This window comes from Vogesella amnigena, from assembly GCF_042648905.1.
Classification (GTDB): Bacteria; Pseudomonadota; Gammaproteobacteria; order Burkholderiales; family Chromobacteriaceae; genus Vogesella; species Vogesella amnigena.
Genome location: NZ_JBHRYH010000011.1, coordinates 146,218 through 166,488 on the forward strand (window position 1 = coordinate 146,218; position 20,271 = coordinate 166,488).

The window sequence follows — 20,271 nt, forward strand, 5'->3', positions numbered from 1 at the left end:
TCAACTCGATTTTGTCAGCGCCGCCAACTGCTGCGAGAGATAGTTACCGGTACTCTGCATCTGGGCAACAGTGGCATCCAGCGCGGTAAATTGCTTGCGGTAGCGTGCCTCGGTCTGCGTCAGCCGGTCGGTCATGCGTGTCCGCTGCTCGCCAATGCGCTTCACGGTACTGTTCAGGCCTTCCGTCTTGGCATCAATCACGCCTGTCTTGCTGGCCAGCAGGCTGCTGAGCACGCCATCCAGCGCAAAAGCGAAACCCTTGGTGAATTCCATGGTGCCACGGTCGCCGATAGTACCGCCATTTACCGTGATTGACAGCCCCTCCACCGGCGTTCCCGCAGCCCCGGTCAGCTTATTGCCATCCGCCAGGGCGGCATAACCGCCAATGGTACCGGCCACCTTGTCTGCACCAGCCACGCCAGCGCCATCATCAAACAGGTTGATATTGCCGCTGGGATTCAGGGCAACATTACTCAGGCCGGTAACTTCAACCGTGGATGTCGTGCCGGTCTTGGCCGAGGTCAGCAGCAACTTACCGGCGTTGTCGACCGCCACCGTCACCTTGTCGCCCTTGGTGGTCAGCGTGCTGTCGGCGTTGATCAGGTCCTGCAATTTGCTGGCCAGGGCGGCAGGGGTATACGTCCCGGCCGGCAGGGTCAGCGTTGCACTGCTATCGCCATTGATCTTGACGGAAAAATCGGTATTGCTTGCCACTGCCACCGAGCTCGGCAAGACCGTCGCCCCCAGCTTGGTGCCGTTCAGCACTGCAGTCAGATTGATGGCGTAGTCACCAGTCTTGGTCTTGCCGGTAGCCGCGGAGAACTTGATATTACTGTCGGTGGGCGTACCTACCGAGCCAAACAGTTTCAGCACATCGTCCGGATTGCTGTCGATGGCCTTTTGCAGCTTGGTGCTGTCCAGCGCCAGACTGCCCTCCTTGTCGAATGCCAGGCCGATCTCCGCCGGGCGCTTGTAGGCGCCATCCACTTCCTGAATCGCCGAGAAAGCCGTGCGGATCTGATTGCGTATCGAGCGAATGCTGGCATCCCCTGCCAGCGGTGGCACATTGCGCTTCTGGCCCTTGGCCGGGGTGGTACTGGTATCCACCTTGCTGACATCGTCCAGTGTCTTTTCCAGCGCGTTATAGGCCTTCACAAAGTCCTGGATCGCCTTGGAAATACCCGAGCTGCTGCGGCTGACATTGATCCCCGTCGGCGTATCGGTAACCGCATGCGGTTTGACCAGCGTGAATGTCAGCCCATCCACCGCATCGCTCACGGTGTTGCTCTGCTTGGTGATCATCATGCCATCCAGCTCGAACTTGGCATCTTTTGCTGCCTGGACCTCAGTCAGCTTGGTACCGGCCGGATCATGGGCAAATGCCGACAGGCTGGCATCGCTGGATTCGACTTTCAGTGTGCTCTTGCTGCCCGTGGCCGAGGTATACACCAGGCGGTTACCGCTACCGTCGTTGACGATGCTGGCGGTCACACCGATATTGGCCTTGTTTACCGCATCACGAATACCCGTCAGGGTGGAACCAGCCGGAATCGTTACCGATTTTGGCACCTTGTCCGGGTTCAGGGCAAAGCTGGCACCCGAGGTGGTGCCAAAACTGAAGGTCAGCGTGCCACCACCAATGGCGGTGGTGGTACTGGCAAAGGTGGAAGTTGCCAGTTTCTGGCTCTGCGCCAGCTGCTCTACCCGCAGCAGATAGCTGCCGGTACCGGCAGTATTGGAGCCCGTCACCTTGACGTAGTCTTCGTCGCTACTGCTGGCTACGATGGCGTTGAATTTGCTGCTGTCCTGCAAAGCCTGGGCGGCAGTCTGAAAAGCGGACATGGCCCCTTTTACCTGACCCAGTGCAGAAATCTGGGACTGGAAGTTGGCCTCTTTGACATTGAGCTGCTGCAGCGGCTTGGACTCCACCGCCATCAACTTGCTGATCATGTCGTCAATCGGCAGGTTGGAACCGATGCCTGCAGAACTCAAGGTAGCCATGGTATTACTCCAGCATCAGACTTTCTGTTCAAACAACACGCCCAGCACCTTGTCCAGGTTCTTGGCAATTCGCAGCACTTCTTCGGACGGAAACTGACGGATGACCTTGTCGTTGGTGGTGTCCATCACTTTTACCACCTGGCGCCCGGAGTCTTCGTCTATGGAAAAATTCAGCTCGCTGCTATAGGCCTGCATCGCTGAACTCACCTTTTCCACTGCCTTGCGCAGCTCATCATCCGATGGCTTGCTGCCGGCACTCTTCTCCGCCACATCGGTGGCCTGCACCGCCTGCGGTGACACGGCCACATTCGGTGCGGCTGAGCGTGGCGAGGCTACAGCCTGGCCACGTGCCGCCAGGTCGGAACTATTGCCGCTGGCCGTAGGCAGTACGCCCGGGCCGGGCAGATTACCCAGAATATTCATGATCACTCTCCATGGGCAAAAACCCGGCAGCAAGGCTGCCGGGTTCAATCATACCTAGACTACCGGCCCGCTTAACGCAGCAGGGACAGTACGCCCTGCGGCAGCTGGTTGGCTTGCGCCAGCATTGCAGTACCAGCTTGTTGCAGCACCTGGCTCTTGGTCAGCTTGGCAGTTTCGGAAGCAAAGTCAGCATCCTGGATGCGGCTGCGGGAAGCGCTCAGGTTCTCGGAAGACACTTGCAGGTTCGAGATGGTGTTCTCGAAGCGGGACTGCAAGGCACCGAACTGTGCACGCTGGCCGTTGATCGCCTGCAGTGCCGAGTCCACGATCTGGATCGCTTTCTGCGAGCTGGCGAAGCTGGACACATCCAGCGAGGCAACAGTCTGCAGCGTGGAGTTCGATTGCGACACCAGACCAGTGCTATCAACGATACCGAAGGACTTGTCGGAGTTCAGGGTCAGCGAACCAGCGATGATGGCGGACTGACCGGCAGTCGAGGCTGCGGTCTGGCTAACGATACCCCCGGTATTCGGGTCGTAGGTAGCAATCTTGGCGCCACCACTACCATCAGTCAGGGTGATATTGTTACCGTTCTGGTTAGTCAGCTTGATACCGCCATTGGCACTGTCGTACTCGGCAGTCACACCGGTTTTGCCAGACTGGGCATTGATCGCACTCACAGCCTCGGCATAGTCGCTGGCACTGGAGGTGCCGCTACCCATACTGAAGGATACGGTTACCGCGCTGGTATTATCGGAAGTCAGCTGCAGCGAGTAGTTGGTACCGGCGCTGAAAGTCACGTTGGCTTCGGTTTTTGCGGAAGCGGTCACACCGGTGTCGGAAACGTGGGAGTTGATTTCCGAGGCAATGCTCTGCGCAGTGGAGGTGGCAGTGGCAGTCTTGGTGGTGTAGGAACCCAGCGAACCGTTGATCACCATGGTGCTGGCAACGATCGGGGTAGTACCGGTTGCGGACCAGCCAGTTACTGCCGGGGCACTGCCAGCAGTAGTGTTGTTACCGTAGTTGGAAGTACGGAAGTTGGAGCCGGTAGCGGAAATGGTCTGGTTGGCGTTGGCGCCGACCTGATAGGTCAGGGTGCCGGAAGTACCATCCAGCAGTTTCTGGCCGTTGAATTCGGTGGTCTGGGAAATACGATCCAGTTCGGCAGTCAGCTGGCCAACTTCAGCCTGTAGGGCCTGACGGTCGGTACCGGAGTTACTGGCGTTGGAGGACTGTACTGCCAGTTCACGGATACGCTGCAGGATGTCGCCGGAAGAAGACAGGGCGCCTTCAGCGGTCTGCGCCATGGAGATACCATCGTTGGCGTTGCGGCGCGCTTGATCCATACCGCGGATCTGGCCAGACATACGCTCGGAAATTGCCAGGCCGGCGGCGTCGTCCTTGGCGCTGTTGATGCGCAGGCCGGAAGACAGGCGTTGCAGGGTGGTACCCAGGGCATTCTGGGAGCTGGACAGGTTGCGTTGCGAGTTGAGGGAAGCAACGTTGGTGTTGATGGTAAGCATAATTCAGGTCTCCTTAAAGACTATAGATCGGCACTCCAGACCTCACCGCCCGCTTTGCTCTTGCACTCGTCGGTAGCCTTGCCTCCTACAAGTTATCGACGCTGGCTGAAGATACTTTAGAATTTTTTTCACACTTGGCCAGCATCGTTTACCAGCTGCTCCACTACGCCCACTACCTGGCGCACCGAGTCCGTCCACGGGGCCTCCGGCTGCTTGCCGAACAGCGTCATCATCGGCAGCCACGGGCTGTGTTGTTCCCCCAGGTGGATGCCTTCCACCGCTACCGCCATCAGATCCAGCACCGGCACGCCTGCAGCTGCGGCCAACGCGGCGGTAGAGGTACTGGGCGACACCACGATATCGCAGGCTTTCATCATGGCGATCGAGGCGTCCAGATCATTGAAATGATCTATCTCGCAGAAATCGTGGAACCGGCCGGCAGACAGTTCGTGCACCTGGGCAACTTCTTCTGGTGTCACCTGGTACTGCAGATTGATGAAACGCACCCCGGGCAGAGCAAGCAGCGGAGCCAGCGATTCGATGGACGGATAGAAGCGGGCGCGATCACCTTCCACATTACCGCTGCGCCAGGCCAGGCCAACCTTGATCTCCTTGCCCAGCAAGGCAAAACGCTGGCGCCAGTGGTCGGCACGCGTGACGTCCACCGCAAAGAAACTGGGGCGACCACGCGCAAAATCGCTACGGAATGGGCGCAGATAGGTCGCCAGACTGCCGATGGGTAGCTGGTAATCGTATTCTTCGAATACCAGTGGGTGCGAAACCGGCGCATCGGCAACAAAAATGATGTTCGGGAACGAGCGCGCCAGAATGGTAAGCAGCTTGTGATGGCAGACATACACAATGCTGTCGAACAGCTCGCTCAGCTCATCGAACATCGATGCCCAGAAAATTTCGTCCCCCAGCCCCTGCTCGCGGTACAGCAGCAGACGGCCACCGGTTTTCTCGCCGCGCCACTCCGGCCATGGCAGCTTCGACTTCTGCCCGGTAATCGGGCTGGCCCAGCGCCCTTCGTACAAACGCCAGGCTACGCGCAGATCGTCACTCGCCGCCATCGCGGTCAACGAGGCACTGTGCTGGTATTCACGGTTTTCCGGCTCCAGCCGCAATGCTTCCTGATGCATCTTGAGCGACTCCATCACCTGGCCGCTATCGAGCAACAGGTTGCCCAGCAAACTCAGGGCAATCGGCACCTCCGGCTCCAGAGCCAGCGCACGCTGCAGCGCCTCTATCCCCCGATGCACCTCGCCCTGGTAGCGGTAGTACTGCGCCTGCAGACGCAATACGTGCGCCTCGGTCGCGCCGGCCTGCTGCAACAGTTCCAGGTAATGCGGCGCCACCGCCACCCTGCCGGTTTCCATCACTGCGGCAATCAGCATCGAATACATATGTATCTTCAGCATCTTGTCCAGTGCCAGTTGCTCTGCCTCCCGCTCGAAGCCGGTCAGAAAGTCATACAGCAGCGAATACTGCGCCAGCTTGATCAGCAAGCGGGCATAGCCAAGACGCAGCTCCGGCGCCGTGTCCTGGCGCCCCATCCAGTCATGCATGATGCGGTAATCGGCATCCGGGCAATCAAAGTCGATCAGCACCCCCAGATAGGTCTGGTAGATGAATGCCGGGCACTGCGGCTGGACGATGGCTGCGGCCAGCACCACACACGCCTCTTGATAGCGCTGCTGCGCCACCAGTACCCGAGCCAGCGCATCGGCCACCACGAACAGCTCAGGGTGTTCCTCCAGTAGCGGGCGAGCCAGGTTTTCCACCTGCTGCGGATGCTGCAGATGCACATGGCACAGGATTACCTGCTGCCGCACCGACAGCTCGTGCGGCGTTGTTTCCAGAATCGCTTCAAATATTTCAAGTGCCTGCGCATACTCCCCCGCGGCCATCAACGCCACGGCCCGCTCCCCTTGCAACCGACCGCTGGTTACGGGTTTCTGCATCACTGCTTGCGACTTTTTGTTCATAGAAATCTCATGCCATTGTTGATCGCGGCGCTCTCGCCTTAGCTGTCAGTACCTGCTGCGTCACCACTCAGCGCCGCCAGCAGCGCCTGCACCTTGGCCATGCCATCAGCCAGTGCATCGTCGGCAAACAGAATGTGCTCGCGGCTGCTGCCCTTGCCTGCCGCCCAGTTGGCGATATGGCACACATGCAGGTACTGCAGCCCCATTTCGCGTGCCAGCGCTGCTTCCGGCATGCCGGTCATGCCCACCATATCGGCACCATCGCGCTGCAGGCGCAGGATTTCTGCAGCCGTTTCCAGGCGCGGCCCCTGGGTTACCGCGTATACGCCGCCATCGATGCACGGCACCTGCCCGGCCTGCGCTGCGGCCAACACCACCTGGCGCAGCTCGGCATCATACGGATGGGTAAAGTCCACCCGTACCAGCGGCCGATCCGGACCTTCGTAAAAGGTATGTTTGCGACCCCAGGTGTAATCGATGATGTTGTCCGGCACCACCAGCATGCCGGGCGCCATGTCCGGGCGGATGCCGCCAACGCTGCCGATGGCCAGCACTTTCTTGGCCCCAACACTGTGCAGCGCCCAGATATTGGCACGGTAGTTGATCTCGTGCGGCGCGATGGAGTTGCCATAGCCGTGGCGGGCCATGAACACCACGTTCTGGCTGCCGATACGGCCAAAGGTCAGTGCGCAGGACGGGTCGCCAAACGGCGTACGCACGATCTGGCGATGGGTGACCTGCAGGATGGGTAGCTGAGCGAGGCGGCTGCCTCCGATGATGGCGAGCATGACGTTCTCCTTGTTATGTGCTCGCTGTGGATTTTAGCCTGTGGGCATGCAAAAAGCCCACTGCCAAACAGGCAGTGGGCTGAGGGTGTTGACAAAGCCCTTTCGCCACGCGGAAGGACTTTGTTTTGCAAACAGAAGGCTGCCGATGCAATCGCCTTACTGGAGCGGCCCGGCTTTGCCGGGTCCGGTGGCCTGTAAATGAAGCGTTTGGTCTGCAGCCTGGGCCCACTGCCAAACAGGCAGTAGGCTTTGGATGATTGACATACGCCCGCATCATACCGCAGGCGTTGGCCGCATTATTTCAGCGCATGAATCGCCGGCAGGTTGCGCCAGGCACCGCGCACGTCCATGCCGTAGCCGAACACGTAGCGATCCGGCACGTCGATGCCCACGAAGTCGGCGGCGATCGGTTTTTCCTTGCTGATCAGCTTGTTGGCGAACACACCGCTATAGAAGGCCTTGGCGCCCATGGCCAATACCTTGTCGCGGATGGCAGCCATGGTGTGGCCCTCGTCCAGGATATCGTCCAGCACCAATACCACGCGGTCGCGCACGTCTTCCTTCGGCGCGGTCTTCCACACCAGCTCGCCGCCCTGGGTCTTGTCGCCGTAGCGGGATACGTGCACGTAGTCGAAATCCAGCGGGAAGATCAGCCGTGGCAGCAGCTGGCCGGTGAATACCACCGCACCACCCATCACGGACAGCACCAGCGGGTAGGTTTCCCCCAGTTCACGGGTGATCTCGGCGGCCATGCGGTCTACTGCCGCATCGACTTCCTGTGCAGAGAACAGAATGTCGGAGCTGTTGAGAATACCGCGTGCTTCGGCAACGTTCGGCATGATGTTTCCTTTCCAAATACCAGCGCCGCCTCTGTCGGCAAGGCGGCGCAAAAAAAGTCTATTAGATATTACTTCTGCTGCAAGCCGGCGAGGTAGGCAGCAAACTCGCGGCCAACCTCGTGGTGCTTCAGGCCCAGCTCCACGGTGGCTTTCAGGTAACCGATCTTGGAGCCACAGTCATAGCGCACGCCATCAAAGGCATAGGCCAGCACCGGTTCTTCTTTCAGCAGCGCGGCAATCGCATCGGTAAGCTGGATCTCGCCGCCGGCGCCGGCCGGAGTGTTGAGCAGCTTGTCGAAGATGCGCGGCGTCAGAATGTAACGCCCCACCACCGCCAGATTGGACGGCGCCACATCCGGATGCGGTTTTTCCACGATGCTGCTTACCTGATCACGGCCCTGCGCATTCGGCTGGATCTCCACGATGCCATAGGAGCCGGTTTCCTCGCGTGCCACGGTTTCCACCCCCAGCACCGAGCTGTGGGTCTCGTTGAACACGCGCACCATCTGCTCCACTGCGCCCGGCTCGCCGTCGATCAGGTCATCGGCCAGAATCACCGCGAACGGCTCGTCGCCCACCACCGGCTTGGCGCACAGTACGGCGTGGCCCAGGCCCAGTGCCTCGGTCTGGCGGATGTAGATGCAGCTGACGTTATCCGGCACGATGCCCTGCACCAGCTCCAGCAGCTTCTTCTTGTTGCGGTTTTCCAGCTCGGTTTCCAGCTCGTAGGCCTTGTCGAAGTGATCTTCGATGCTGCGCTTGTTACGGCCGGTGATGAAGATCAGCTCGGTAATGCCGGCGGCCACCGCCTCTTCCACCGCGTACTGGATCAGCGGCTTGTCGACGATGGGCAACATCTCCTTGGGACTGGCCTTGGTGGCCGGCAGAAAACGGGTGCCCATACCGGCAACCGGAAATACGGCTTTGGTGATTTTTTGCATATTGGCTTGATTTCTCGACACAAGCAGTCACAAACGGCCGCCATTGTAGGCGTTTTAGCCGCCACTCTCCAGCAAGGCCAGCAGCCCCGCCTCATCCAGCACCGCCACGCCCAGCTCCAGCGCCTTGTCGAGCTTGCTGCCCGCCTCGGCGCCGGCCACTACGTAGTGGGTCTTCTTCGACACACTGCCGGACACCTTGCCGCCAGCAGCCTCGATCAGCGCCTTGGCCTGGTCGCGGCCCATGGTGGGCAGGGTGCCGGTCAGTACGAAGGTCTTGCCGGCCACCTCGGCATTGCCGACGCTGGCCTCCGCCTGCGGCGCAGCCGTCAGAATGGCGTCACGGTAGGCGGCAATGGCCTGCAGCGCAGCGCGGTTACCTGCCTCGTCCAGCCAGTCGGCCAGCGCGTTCACCACCTCGGCCGGGAGGTCGAGCTTGATGATGTCCACCCGCGAGCATGCGGCCAACGTTGCCAGCTCTCCCTGCTGCGCCGCCAGCTGCTGCGCGCGCACGTCGGTGAGGCGCGGCACGCCGAGACGGGCGTAAAGGTTGGCCGCAGCCAGTTTGTCGTGCAGCTGCGCCTTGGGCGCATGCTCGTCCGCCGGTGCCACGCCGGCCGCCAGCAAGGCGTCGATTACCAGCTCGTTCTGCGCCTCGGCAAAGAACTCGGCAATAGCATCGGCCACTACGCCGCCGATGTCCGGCAGTGCCGCCAGTACCGCGCGCGGTGCGCGGCGCACGTTGTTCAGCGTGCCCAGCCAGTCGGCCAGGGTCTTGGCGGTGGATTCGCCCACGTGACGGATGCCCAGCGCAAACAGCAAGCGTGCCAGCGGCGGCGTCTTGCTCAGCGTGATCGCCTCGATCAGGTTTTCTGCCCACTTGGTAGCGACCTTGCCGGCTTTTACGGTTTCAGGCGTGACGCCTTCCTGCTCGTCGGCGCGGCGCTTCATCTCCAGCAGGTCATCCAGCGTCAGCCGGAACAGATCGGCCACGCTGGCCACATAGTCGAACTCCACCAGCTTTTCGATGTAGCGCTCGCCCAGACCATCGATGTCCATCATGCGGCGGCCGGCAAAGTGCTGAATCGCCTGCACCCGCTGCGCCTTGCACACCAGCCCGCCGGAGCAGCGCGCGATCGCCTCGCCTTCCTCGCGCACCACGTGGCTGCCGCATACCGGACAGGCGGTAGGCAGACGGTAGGCAGGGTACTGCGGCTCCTCGCTACTGCTGAACAGGTCACCGCCGGATGTTGGCCGCATTGGCCGCTCGGCCAGCACTACCGACACCACTTCCGGAATCACGTCGCCGGCACGGCGCACGATCACCGTGTCGCCCACGCGCACATCCTTGCGCCGCACTTCGTCTTCATTGTGCAGCGTGGCGTTGGTCACCGTGACGCCGCCGACGAATACCGGCTGCAACCGTGCCACCGGGGTAATCGCCCCAGTGCGGCCAACCTGCTCCTCGATCGCCTCCACCCGCGTCAGCGCTTCCTCGGCCGGAAACTTGTGCGCAATCGCCCAGCGCGGCGCGCGCGACACGAAGCCCAGCCGCGCCTGCAGTGCGCGGCTGTTCACCTTGTACACCACGCCGTCGATCTCGAACGGCAAGCCGGCACGCTGCGCCAGCACACCTTCGTAGTAGCCGGCCAGGCCGGCTGCGCCCTGCACCACCGGGCGCAGCGCGGTGGCCACTACCGGGAAACCAAGTTCTTCCAGCCAGTCCATCTCGCCGGCATGGGTATCTGGCCAGTCGGCACCTTCCACCTGGGCAATGGCATAGGCAAAGAACGATAGCCGGCGCTGCGCGGTGATGCGCGAATCCAGCTGCCGCAGGCTGCCGGCGGCGGCATTGCGCGGGTTGGCGAAAGTCTTGTCGCCGCGCTCGCGCTGTGCGGCATTGAGCTTGTCGAAGTCCGCCTTCAGCATCAGCACCTCGCCGCGCACCTCCAGCAGCGCGGGAAGCTTAGCCGCATGCAGCTTCAGCGGCAGCGAGCGCACGGTGCGGATATTGGCGGTAACGTTCTCGCCGCTGGCGCCGTCACCACGGGTGGCGGCCTGCACCAGAACGCCATCGCGGTACAGCAGGCTCACCGCCAGGCCGTCGAACTTGGGCTCGGTGGCGTATTCGACGTTGGCCGCAGCCAGGTCCTTGCTCACCCGCTCGTCAAAGGCGATCAGCTCGGCGTGGCGGCTGGCGAAATCCGCCAGCTGCATGTCGGAAAAGGCGTTGGACAGCGACAGCATCGGCACCGTGTGGGTAACGCTGTCGAACGCCGGCAGCGGCGCGCCGCCCACACGGCGGGTGGGCGAGTCCTCGCCGTGCAGCGCCGGGTAATCGGCCTCCAGCTGCTGCAGCTCGCGGAACAGCCGGTCGTACTCGGCATCCGGCACCGTGGGCGCATCCAGCACGTAGTACTCGTGGTTGTAACGCTCCAGCTGTGCGGCCAACTCCTTGGCACGAGCTTCAATCTCGGGGGTAGGCTTGGTCATGGTGGTGCCTCAAATGCAGCACGCCGGCGTCGCCGGCGTGTTTATTACAGACTAGTTGTGCTTAGCGCTGAGCGTGTTCACACTCTCAGGCAAACAGCCGCAGCGCAGCAACACTACCCGGCGCAATGCCGCGGTCGTCCATGCTGCCGTAGATGCGGATCAGCTGCTCGCGGATATGGCCGATGCCGTTGTCGCTCAGCTCGCGACGGTTGTCATCCATCAGGCGAGCATTGAACTCCTGCGACAGGTGACGGGCAAACATCATGGCGCGATCGAACACCGCCACGCCGCCGGCCACGCGCGGCACGTCGAACAGCAGCGTCAGCGCTGGAAAGTTCTTGTCCAGCAGCGTGTGCATGGTGAACGGCGTCTGGTCGGCGGAAGCCAGCGAGAACAGGGTATTGCCGGAATCGGACAGGTAGTGGAACTGACCGTCCGGCTCCAGCTGCAGACCGGCGGCCTCGGCCACGCTGCGCAGGCGCGCACCGGAAATCGGCGAAGTCGGCACGATGCTGATGCCGATCAGCACGTCGACATCGACACAGAAGCGATCCAGCTCGCGCGCGGCCACCAGCTTCTGCTGGCGCTGCGGAAAGCTCACCTGTGCGCCCAGCTGCTCGGCGTAATGGCTTACCTGCTGACAGAAACTGGCCAGCTCCTGCTCGGTCACCGCGCCGCCGCGGTCCACCAGTTGCAGGCCGAAGTTCACCTGCTTGTAGCGGTTACCCGGCACGATCTCGCCCGGTTTCCACAGCCCGCGCTCGGTGCGCAGCAGGGTCTGCACCCGCTTGGCCACGTTGAAACGCGGCAGGGCGGTAAGCGCATGCGGCTGCGGGAACACCACTTCAGCGATGAAATCCAGCGACGGATCCAGCAGCGACACCACCAGCGCCTGATGGTCGGCGCTGTCGAGCTCGGCGGCTGTGTCCTCTTCCTGCAGCAGCACTGGCTCCGGCTCGTGGCGCTGGATGCTGGGAGGCGGCGGCTCGTCGTTCAGGTAGGCGGGCGTGTCGTCATCCTCATCGGCCAGCAATACCGGCTCCAGACGCTCATGACGGCCGTCGCGCACATTGTTCTTGGGCACCTCCAGCAGTACGTCTGCATGGTGGGCAAAGGCCTGACGCGTTTTCTTGCGAAAGCGCCATTCCTGATAAAAATTGAGGCCGTATACCAGCGCAATCACCAAGGCGCCGAGCAACAGCAATCCGATTTGTATTTCGCTCATTGAGCTTTATCCACAGCGGCAACCAGTCTATAGGTCGGCAGTATAACAAATGCCGGCGCGGGCACGCGGGCCGAAACCGCCCGTCATGCCTGTTTTTTATTCAATTTCCTGCAAGCTGAAGCGTACCGGTTGTTCGGTCTCGGCGACAACCGCCTTGCCTGCCTCCAGTTGCGGCGCAAAGCGCCATTGCCACACCGCTGCCTGCGCCGCCTTGTCCAGGCGGGTAAAACCGCTGGAGCGCAGCAGCGTGACCGCGCTTACCCGTCCTTGTTCATTCACCGTCAGCCGCAGCCACACCGTACCCTCCTCACCCAGCTGGCGCGCCAACGACGGGTAGTCCGGCCTGCCTACAGACAGTTTGCGCAGCGCGCGAGTTTCCCCCGCCGCCACATTAGCGTTGGCCGCAGCCGTAGCGGCTCCTGCTGGCGCGGCCTGGGCCAACCCAGCCACCGCTGCACCGGCATGCACGGCAGCAGGCGGCACGGCATCGCCCTGTTGCAGCGTTTGCGCCGGCAACGGCGGCTGCGCGGCCCTGGCAGCCGGTTGCGCACTGGCAGCGCTTGGCTGCACATGCTGCGGAGCCGGTGCCATGCGACTGGCCTGCGCGGGCTGACGCGGTGGCGAAGCAGGTTCCTGCCGTGGTGGCGTGGCAGCCGATATACCGTCACCGGAGCCAGTCGCCCGCTCCACCCGCAGCTCCAGCATGAATGGCAGCTGCGGAGCCAACGGCAGGCTAAAGTTGTGCGCCAGCGCCACCAGCAGCAACAGGTGCAGCAGCAGCGATAACAGCAGCGCCTTGCGCAGCATCAGCTACTTTCACGCATTTTCAGCGCTTCCACGATATCCACCGCCACGATGCGGCTCACACCCTGCTCCTGCATGGTCACCCCCACCAGCTGCTCGGCCATTTCCATGGTCAGACGGTTATGGCTGATGTACAGGAACTGGGTGCCGGCCGCCATCTGCTTCACCAGGTCGCAGAAACGGCTGGTATTGGCGTCGTCCAGCGGCGCATCCACCTCGTCCAGCAGGCAGAACGGCGCCGGGTTGAGGCTAAACAGCGAGAACACCAGGCTCATCGCGGTAAGCGCCTTCTCCCCGCCGGACAGCAGGTGGATGGTACTGTTCTTCTTGCCGGGCGGCTGGGCGATGATCTGGATGCCGGCAGACAGCAGGTCTTCGCCGGTCAGCACCAGCTCGGCGCGGCCACCACCGAACAGCGTGGGGAAGAACTCGCTCATCTTGGCGTTCACCGCTGCATAGGTTTCCTGCAGCATGTCGCGGGTTTCGCCGTCGATCTTGGCGATGGCCTCTTCCAGCGTCGCCATCGCCTGCATCAGGTCGTCGGTCTGGCTGGCCAGGTAGTCGCCGCGCTTCTGCGCCTCTTCCAGCTCCTGCAGCGCCGCCAGGTTGACGGCCCCCAGACCTTCGATGGCGCGCGCCAACCGCGCGATCTCCGCCGCCAGCGCATTCGGTTTCACATTGTCGTTCAGGTGTGGCAGCAGCTCGGCCTCGTCGGCGCCGGCGGTCTGCAGCTCCTCGTTGAACCGCTCCAGGTTGAGGCGCGCCTCCTGGTGCTTGAGCAGCCATTCCGAGCGTGCCTCGCGCAGCGCCGGCAGCGCGGCATTCACTTCCTGCTGCCGCTGACTGTGCTGGCGCAGGGTTTCGGTCAGCGCATTGAGCGCATCGCGTGCTGCGGCCAACCCTTGCTCGCGCGTTTCCCGCAGCGCCAGCGCCTCCTGCAGCGCATCGTCCGGCGCGGCCTCTTCCACGCTGTCGGCCTCAATGGCCAGCGTTTCCAGCCGCTCGGCCAGCTGCAGATCGCGCTCTTCCAGCTCGCGTGCGCGGCGCGCCAGCTCGGCCACTTTCTGCTCGGCGGTAGCCAGCGCCAGGCGGATCTCGTGCACCATGCGCTCGGCATCGCGGGTGCGGTTGCGCGCCAGCTCCAGCCCGGTTTCGGCATTCAGCCGCGCCAGTCGCGCTTCTTCCAGCGTGTCCTGTAGCTCCTCCAGCTGCATGGCGTTTTCTTCAGCCTGCAGCTCGCTTTCGCTGATGCTGTCCTGCGCCAGGCTGCGCTCGTCGGCCAGCCGCGCCTGCTCGGCATGGATGGCCGACAGGCGGGCGGCGCCCTGGCGCGCAGCCTGATCCAGCTTGACGTGCTCAAGCGTGGCGGCGTTCAGCTCGCCCTCCAGCCGCGACAGCGCGCCTTTCTGCGCGCGCACCACCTCGGCCAGCATGCCCAGCGTGGCGACCGCACCATCGCGACGGCGCTGCAGCTGGGCGATTTCCGGTTCGATGCCCGCCAGCCGTTCGGCGGCAGCATCACGCGCCGCCTTGCGCGCCATCATGCCGTCGCCACTGCCGGCGGCGTGGTAGCTGATACTGTTGCGGCCAACCCGGTGGCCTTCGGGGGTGATCCAGCACTCGCCGGCAGCCAGCTCCTGACGGCGGGCAATGGCGGCAGGCAGGCTGTCGGCGCAGTACACGCCGTGCAGCCAGTCGGCCAGCGCGGCGGCAAAGGGCGTAGCCACCGTTACCTGTGCCAGCAAGGTTGGCCGCACGCTGGCGCCAACCGCTGCCGGCGCATTGCCATCCACCAGCGTCAGTGGCGCCGGAGGCATGGCGTCCTGCAGTGCGGCGGCGCGCGCCGCCAGCCTATCAGCCAGCAACGCTTCCAGTGCCACGCGCCAGTGTTCGTCCACCTGCAGGCTCTGCCATAGCGCCGGTGCGCTGGCCAGTTGCTGCGCCTCCAGCCAGCCGGCCAGCTGTTCGCCGGCAGCTTCGCGTGCCAGCACGGCGTCCAGCGCCGTGACTTCGGCTTCAGCACGAGCCGCGTCGGCGCCCAGCTGCGCCAGTTGTTTGTCCAGCTGCTCGCGCTCGGACGACAGATCGGCCTGCTTGGCTTCATCGGCGGCCAGCCGGGCGCGTACTGCATCCAGCGCGCTCTGTGCCGCCGCCATCTGCTGCTGCGCGGTGTCGAGCGCGGCAGCATCCGGCAGGTTGAGGGCGGATAATTCCTGGCGCAGCGCCTGTTCACGTGCGGCCAACTGTTCAATGCTGCGGCGTTGGTGCTCGCCCTGCTGGCGTGCCAGATCGCGCTCGCGGGTGAGATTGGCGATCTGCGCCGTCATCTGCGTCAGGCGCTGGTCGGCAACGCGGAACTCGGCCTCGGCGGAGGGCAGGCTGTCGGCGCCGTCCTCCAGCCCCATCTGCGCCTCTTCCATGCGCAGCTGCGCTTCTTCGCGGCGCGGCAGCCAGTCGTCCAGCTCGGCGGCCACCTGGCTGCGGTTTTCCGCCAGCAGCTGGCGCTCCTGGCGAGCGTTACCGAGTTCGCGCTCCAGCCGCTCGCGACTTTGCAGCTGGTGGCGCTGCTGCTCTTCCAGCCGCGCCAGGCCGGCATTGGCCTCGAACAGTGCCTGCTGCGCCTCATGCACCGCGTCGCTGGCGGCGTAGTGCGTCTCACGCACGGTTTCCAGCTCGGTTTCCAGGTGGGTGTGGGCGGCTTCCAGCGCGGCTTCTTCGGTTTCGATGCGCGCCAGCTCGCCGCGCGCGGCGGCCTCCTGCCGTGCCGCTTCCTCGCGCCGCGCCAGCGCCAGCAGGTTCTGCTTGAAGGTTAGCGCGCCGCGCATGTCCTGGTAGTTGGCCGCCACCTCGGCCTGCTCGGTCAGGCGTTCCACCTGCCGCGATAGCTCCAGCTTGAGGTCTTCGATGCGGGTTAGGTTGTCGCGGGTGTCGGCCAGACGGTTTTCGGTTTCGCGGCGGCGCTCCTTGTAGCGCGACACGCCGGCGGCTTCTTCCAGGTAGGCGCGCAGCTCTTCCGGCCGCGCCTCGATGATGCGCGAGATCATGCCCTGCTCGATCACCGCGTAGCCGCGCGCGCCCACGCCGGTGCCCAGGAACAGGTCGGTGATATCGCGGCGGCGCACCTGCTGGTTGTTGATGTAGTAGCTGGATTCGCCCTGGCGGGTAAGCACGCGCTTGATCGCCACTTCGGCGTACTGCCCCCACGGCCCGGTGAGCTGGCCGTCACCGTTGTCGAACACCAGTTCCACCGAGGCACGCGACACCGGCTTGCGGGTGGAGGAGCCGTTGAAGATCACGTCCTGCATCGACTCGCCACGCAGCTGCTTGGCGGAGGATTCACCCAGCACCCAGCGTACGGCGTCGATCACGTTGGACTTGCCGCAACCATTGGGGCCGATCACCGCCACCAGCTGGCCGGGCACGGCGATGTTGGTGGGGTCGACAAAGGATTTGAAGCCGGCAAGCTTGATATGGGTGAGGCGCAAGGCGTGATCCGCGAATGGGTTGATTCAGCCGGGCATTTTAGCAAGCCCGCCGCCTGCTGCGGCCAACCTTTATATCGCGGCGCCGCAATCGGCTTTGCCCGCCATGACATTGGTTGCCATAATGCAGCCATGGAAACACTTACCCTTGCCCATCATTTCCTCATCGCCATGCCCGACATGGCCGACCCGCTGTTTGCCAAGAGCATCGTGTACGTCTGCGAGCACGGCGAACAGGGCGCGATGGGGATCATCATCAACAAGCCGTCCGGCATCGTAGCCGCGCAGCTGCTGGAGCAGATCGACCTGCCACTGCCGGAAGGCGACGCCAGCACCTGGCCGGTGTTCTTCGGTGGCCCGGTGCAACCGGATCGCGGCTTCGTGCTGCACAACCCGATCGGCAACTGGCAATCCACGCTCACCATCACCGACGACCTGGCGCTAACTACCTCCAAGGACATCCTGGCGGCGGTCTCGGAAGGCAAGGGCCCGGACAAGCTGCTGATGAGCCTGGGCTACGCCGGCTGGGAAAAAGGCCAGCTGGAAGAGGAAATCGCCAACAACGGCTGGCTGACCGTGCCGGCGGAAGAATGGGTGATGTTCGACACGCCGGTGGAAGATCGCTATAGCTGCGCCATCAAGCTGCTGGGCTTCGACCCGGCGCTGCTCAGCACCGTTTCCGGCCATGCATAAGGGCACGGTGCTGGGGCTGGACTTCGGCGAGAAGCGCATTGGCGTTGCCATCGGTGAGCCGGAAGTGGGCATCGCCACCCCACTGGAAACCATCCGCAGTGAAGTCAACGACGTGCGCTTTGCCGCCATCGGCAAGCTGGTGGAAGAGTGGAAAGTCACCGGCTTCGTGGTGGGCCTGCCCTGCCACATGGACGGCGGCGAGCACCAGCTCACGGCGCTCTCGCGCAAGTTCGCACAGCGGCTGCACGGCCGTTACAAGCTGCCGGTTTGGCTGGTGGACGAGCGACTGACCTCGGTAATTGCCGAAGGCTTGCTGGAAGAAGCCGGCGTCTACGGCCGCCGCCAGAAGGAAATGCTGGACCAGGTGGCGGCTCAAGCCATCCTGATGGGCTGGTTTGAACAACCGGGCGAGCCGATTGGTTGAGGCAGAGTTGGCCGCAAGCAGCAAGGCGGCAAGACATGAAAAAAGGCGGAACATTCCGCCTTTTCTATTACAGGGGCAAGCTTACTTACGCACGCCCTTTTTCTTTTCCTCGCGCTCCAGCCGCGCATTTTCCTTTTGCGCCGCGCGCAGCACTTCGTGCTCTTTCGCCGCTTTCTCCCATGCGGCCCACTCTTCCGGCAGCTCCAGCGAGATGCGGCCGATATTGCCATCGCGGAAGTCTGTCAGCACGATCTCGGACGCTTTCTGGATATTGATGCGCCCCCCCGGCAGCACTGCCCCGCGCTTCTTGCCGATCAACTCCAGCACCTGCCAGTCCTGCAGGCCATCGATATCGCCAATCTTGTAGCGCGCATCCAGTGCGGTGGCATAGCGCTTCATCAGGTACACGAGCAGCTCGAGCGCCACTTCCTCCTCATCCAGCGCATTGCGGCCAACCGCGCCGCTGGCGGCCAGGTTGTAGCCGCCCTGAGGAACGATGATCTTCGGCCATAGCATGCCGGGGGTGTCGAACAGCTCGATATCGTCGGCCAGCATGATGCGCTGCTGGCCCTTGGTAATGCCCGGTTCGTTGCCGGTCTTGGCAATGCGCTTGCCCATCAGGCTGTTAATCAATGTGGACTTACCCACGTTGGGAATGCCGCAAATCACCACGCGCAACGGCTTGTCGATGCCACTGCGATTGGGTGCCAGCTCGCGGCAGGCAGCTACCAGCTTTTGCGCCGGCGCACTGTCGGAAGCATCCAGCCCGATAGCCTGGGTACCTGGCTTGCTGCGATACCACTTCAGCCATTGCTCGGTGCTGGCTGGGTCGGCCAGATCCTGCTTGTTCAGCACTTTCAATGCCGGCTTGCCGCGCGCCAGGCGGGCAATCATCGGATTGGCGCTGGAGCCAGGCAGGCGGGCATCCAGCATTTCGATTACCACATCGATACTGCCAAGGCGCTCTTCCAGCTCCTTCTTGGCTTTGTTCATGTGGCCAGGGAACCATTGAATGGCCATTGGCTATCGCTTTCTGAGTGGGTCGAGCAGGTGGCTCAGCCCGTTGTGATCCAGTTCATGCATCAGCGCCAGCAGGCGGCCGATCTCGCCGGGCGGAAAGCCCTCGCGCGCGAACCAGTTCAGGTAGTGTCCGGGTAAATCGGCAATCACCCACCCCTTGTACTTGCCATAGGGCATGGTGCGGGTCAGCAATAACTGCAGGTGGTCGGCATCCATGGCGGGTCATTCCGTGCGAAGCCGCGCATTGTGCCAAAAAATCATCGACTTGGCAGCTAGATCAGGGCAGTTCCTTGCCATCGTTGAACGCCAGGTAGCCTTTTACCACCCTGTAGATGCTCCATACCCACACGCCGAATGCCAGCACGGCACCGAGGCCGAACAGGAAAAACAGCGGCCCGGAAATGATATAGCCCACCAGCGCCAGCCAGAAGGTGCGGATCTGCCAGCGGAAGTGGCTTTCCCAACGCGTGCCGCGAGCGTCATCAAGCTTCACGTAGTTGATGATCACGGCCACGATGGCCGTCACCCCCACCAGCAGGCTGCAGGCCTGCAGTACGTAAACCACCAGCGTCAGATTACGGATCGAATCATCCTCGCGCGGCATACGCTCGATATAGCCATCACGCATTACGGTTTCCTTGTTATCTGGAGAAGATAGTTTGTAGTTTAGCCAGATGCGGCGCCAGATCACGCCGCAACTGCTGCGACTGCAGCACCGGGGATCCCTGCTTGGCCTGCTGCGGGAAACGCCCGGTAGCAGCAACAGCGGTACCCGTGGTAACGCTGATGGCAAACGACTGCAGCGGCACCAGTTCCAGCCCCAATCGCTTTGCCAAGCGCTTCAGACTGGCATTGATCGCATCCATCTGCACCAGTTCCGTACAGCCCAGCATCAGGTGCTCCAGCTGAAATACCACCACGCGTGCGGCCAACCAGTCAGCCGTTGTCGGCACACCGGAAGTCGCCGCGACGTAGGCCAGTGCCCGCACCTCCGGGAACAGCGACTCCATCACACATGGCAACTGGCGTTGCTGCCATTGACCCAACTGCGCCAATACATCATGGGAGACACTGCCGGACAAACGCTCGGCATCGCAAAAAATATTCAGGCTGACAGCTGGCATACCTTGCGGCAAGGTGCCGGACCAGAGACGACTGTTTTCCATCATGTTTGCTCCTTGAGCCGTAACCGGGAAATCAGCCAACCTACAAAGACCAATGCCGCCAGTTACGGCGGCATTGTAGAAAATTCGGGGTATTTCAGAGCACGAAGTTTCCTGGCGCCGCCAGAGAGAAGCGGTAGCCATAATAGTAAGCAACGGAAACAATGCGGCTGAAAGTAGTCATCTGCCCATGATGAGGGCCGCAGCCCGAATCGTCAACCTTTGCGTGCCAAAGCACATCCAATAGCTGAGCGTATTTCTGTAATGCGGGAGGGTAAATCGACTTGAGGCCAACGTAGGCCGCAAGGGTGGCGGCGGAGTGCCGAGGCATGAGGCTTGCTGTGGCTGTTTACGCCACCCCAAAAGCACAAAGCCCAGCTCGTCTGAGCTGGGCTTCTTGTGGGGGAGTCTGGCGGTGTCCTACTTTCACACGGGTATCCGCACTATCATCGGCGCTGAGGCGTTTC

The 20,271-nt window shown here is 62.6% G+C and carries 17 protein-coding genes; 2 read left to right on the top strand and 15 right to left on the bottom strand.

Annotation, left to right across the window (positions count from 1 at the left end):
• The 11 genes from fliD to smc all read right to left on the bottom strand — a co-directional run bounded on the left by fliD (nucleotide 1) and on the right by smc (nucleotide 16,444).
• Nucleotides 1–2,001, bottom strand: coding sequence for a flagellar filament capping protein FliD (gene fliD, locus ACFOKJ_RS05415; protein ID WP_390277236.1), 2,001 nt, complete (start codon nucleotides 1,999–2,001; stop codon nucleotides 1–3).
• A gap of 15 nt (nucleotides 2,002–2,016) precedes the next feature.
• Complete coding sequence (locus tag ACFOKJ_RS05420) at nucleotides 2,017–2,424, bottom strand: flagellar protein FlaG (protein WP_390277238.1); 408 nt, start codon at nucleotides 2,422–2,424, stop codon at nucleotides 2,017–2,019.
• Between the two features lie 71 nt (nucleotides 2,425–2,495).
• Nucleotides 2,496–3,947: a flagellin N-terminal helical domain-containing protein gene (locus ACFOKJ_RS05425; RefSeq protein ID WP_390277241.1), complete on the bottom strand. Its 1,452-nt coding sequence runs from the start codon at nucleotides 3,945–3,947 to the stop codon at nucleotides 2,496–2,498.
• A gap of 128 nt (nucleotides 3,948–4,075) precedes the next feature.
• The gene (locus ACFOKJ_RS05430; RefSeq protein ID WP_390277277.1) at nucleotides 4,076–5,857 is read right to left on the bottom strand and encodes a tetratricopeptide repeat protein; all 1,782 of its coding nucleotides are present in this window, start codon (nucleotides 5,855–5,857) and stop codon (nucleotides 4,076–4,078) included.
• Nucleotides 5,858–5,973: 116 nt separating this feature from the next.
• Complete coding sequence (locus ACFOKJ_RS05435) at nucleotides 5,974–6,723, bottom strand: S-methyl-5'-thioinosine phosphorylase (protein ID WP_390277243.1); 750 nt, start codon at nucleotides 6,721–6,723, stop codon at nucleotides 5,974–5,976.
• A gap of 296 nt (nucleotides 6,724–7,019) precedes the next feature.
• On the bottom strand, nucleotides 7,020–7,562 hold the full coding sequence (locus tag ACFOKJ_RS05440; RefSeq protein WP_390277246.1) for a hypoxanthine-guanine phosphoribosyltransferase: 543 nt from the start codon (nucleotides 7,560–7,562) through the stop codon (nucleotides 7,020–7,022).
• A 68-nt stretch (nucleotides 7,563–7,630) separates the two neighbouring features.
• The gene (galU, locus tag ACFOKJ_RS05445; RefSeq protein WP_390277248.1) at nucleotides 7,631–8,503 is read right to left on the bottom strand and encodes a UTP--glucose-1-phosphate uridylyltransferase GalU; all 873 of its coding nucleotides are present in this window, start codon (nucleotides 8,501–8,503) and stop codon (nucleotides 7,631–7,633) included.
• 54 nt (nucleotides 8,504–8,557) lie between these two features.
• Nucleotides 8,558–10,993, bottom strand: a complete 2,436-nt coding sequence (gene ligA / locus ACFOKJ_RS05450) for an NAD-dependent DNA ligase LigA (protein ID WP_390277250.1) — start codon at nucleotides 10,991–10,993, stop codon at nucleotides 8,558–8,560.
• 85 nt (nucleotides 10,994–11,078) lie between these two features.
• Nucleotides 11,079–12,218, bottom strand: coding sequence for a cell division protein ZipA C-terminal FtsZ-binding domain-containing protein (locus ACFOKJ_RS05455; RefSeq protein WP_390277252.1), 1,140 nt, complete (start codon nucleotides 12,216–12,218; stop codon nucleotides 11,079–11,081).
• 96 nt (nucleotides 12,219–12,314) lie between these two features.
• A complete protein-coding gene (locus tag ACFOKJ_RS05460; protein WP_390277254.1) occupies nucleotides 12,315–13,025 on the bottom strand; it encodes an energy transducer TonB in 711 nt (236 codons plus the stop codon).
• Complete coding sequence (smc, locus tag ACFOKJ_RS05465) at nucleotides 13,025–16,444, bottom strand: chromosome segregation protein SMC (RefSeq protein ID WP_449369332.1); 3,420 nt, start codon at nucleotides 16,442–16,444, stop codon at nucleotides 13,025–13,027. Before smc ends, ACFOKJ_RS05460 begins: the two co-directional genes overlap by 1 nt.
• Before the next feature lie 192 nt (nucleotides 16,445–16,636).
• On the opposite strand from smc, the gene ACFOKJ_RS05470 reads away from it, so the two are divergent.
• Together ACFOKJ_RS05470 and ruvX are read left to right on the top strand one after the other, a co-directional pair.
• Complete coding sequence (locus ACFOKJ_RS05470; RefSeq protein WP_088966357.1) at nucleotides 16,637–17,197, top strand: YqgE/AlgH family protein; 561 nt, start codon at nucleotides 16,637–16,639, stop codon at nucleotides 17,195–17,197.
• Entirely contained in the window at nucleotides 17,190–17,621 is a 432-nt protein-coding gene (gene ruvX, locus ACFOKJ_RS05475; RefSeq protein ID WP_390277260.1) for a Holliday junction resolvase RuvX, read from the top strand. Before ACFOKJ_RS05470 ends, ruvX begins: the two co-directional genes overlap by 8 nt.
• 81 nt (nucleotides 17,622–17,702) lie before the next feature.
• Here ruvX and ylqF read toward each other — a convergent pair whose 3' ends face one another.
• The 4 genes from ylqF to ACFOKJ_RS05495 all read right to left on the bottom strand — a co-directional run bounded on the left by ylqF (nucleotide 17,703) and on the right by ACFOKJ_RS05495 (nucleotide 19,810).
• Nucleotides 17,703–18,641 carry a ribosome biogenesis GTPase YlqF gene (gene ylqF / locus ACFOKJ_RS05480; RefSeq protein ID WP_390277263.1) on the bottom strand — a complete coding sequence of 313 codons (939 nt, stop codon included), beginning with the start codon at nucleotides 18,639–18,641 and terminating at the stop codon, nucleotides 17,703–17,705.
• 3 nt (nucleotides 18,642–18,644) lie between these two features.
• On the bottom strand, nucleotides 18,645–18,857 hold the full coding sequence (locus ACFOKJ_RS05485; protein ID WP_390277265.1) for a DUF3820 family protein: 213 nt from the start codon (nucleotides 18,855–18,857) through the stop codon (nucleotides 18,645–18,647).
• 61 nt (nucleotides 18,858–18,918) lie between these two features.
• Nucleotides 18,919–19,269: a DUF4870 family protein gene (locus ACFOKJ_RS05490; RefSeq protein ID WP_390277267.1), complete on the bottom strand. Its 351-nt coding sequence runs from the start codon at nucleotides 19,267–19,269 to the stop codon at nucleotides 18,919–18,921.
• Between the two features lie 13 nt (nucleotides 19,270–19,282).
• Complete coding sequence (locus ACFOKJ_RS05495; RefSeq protein ID WP_390277269.1) at nucleotides 19,283–19,810, bottom strand: hypothetical protein; 528 nt, start codon at nucleotides 19,808–19,810, stop codon at nucleotides 19,283–19,285.
• Nucleotides 19,811–20,271: the final 461 nt, after the last annotated feature.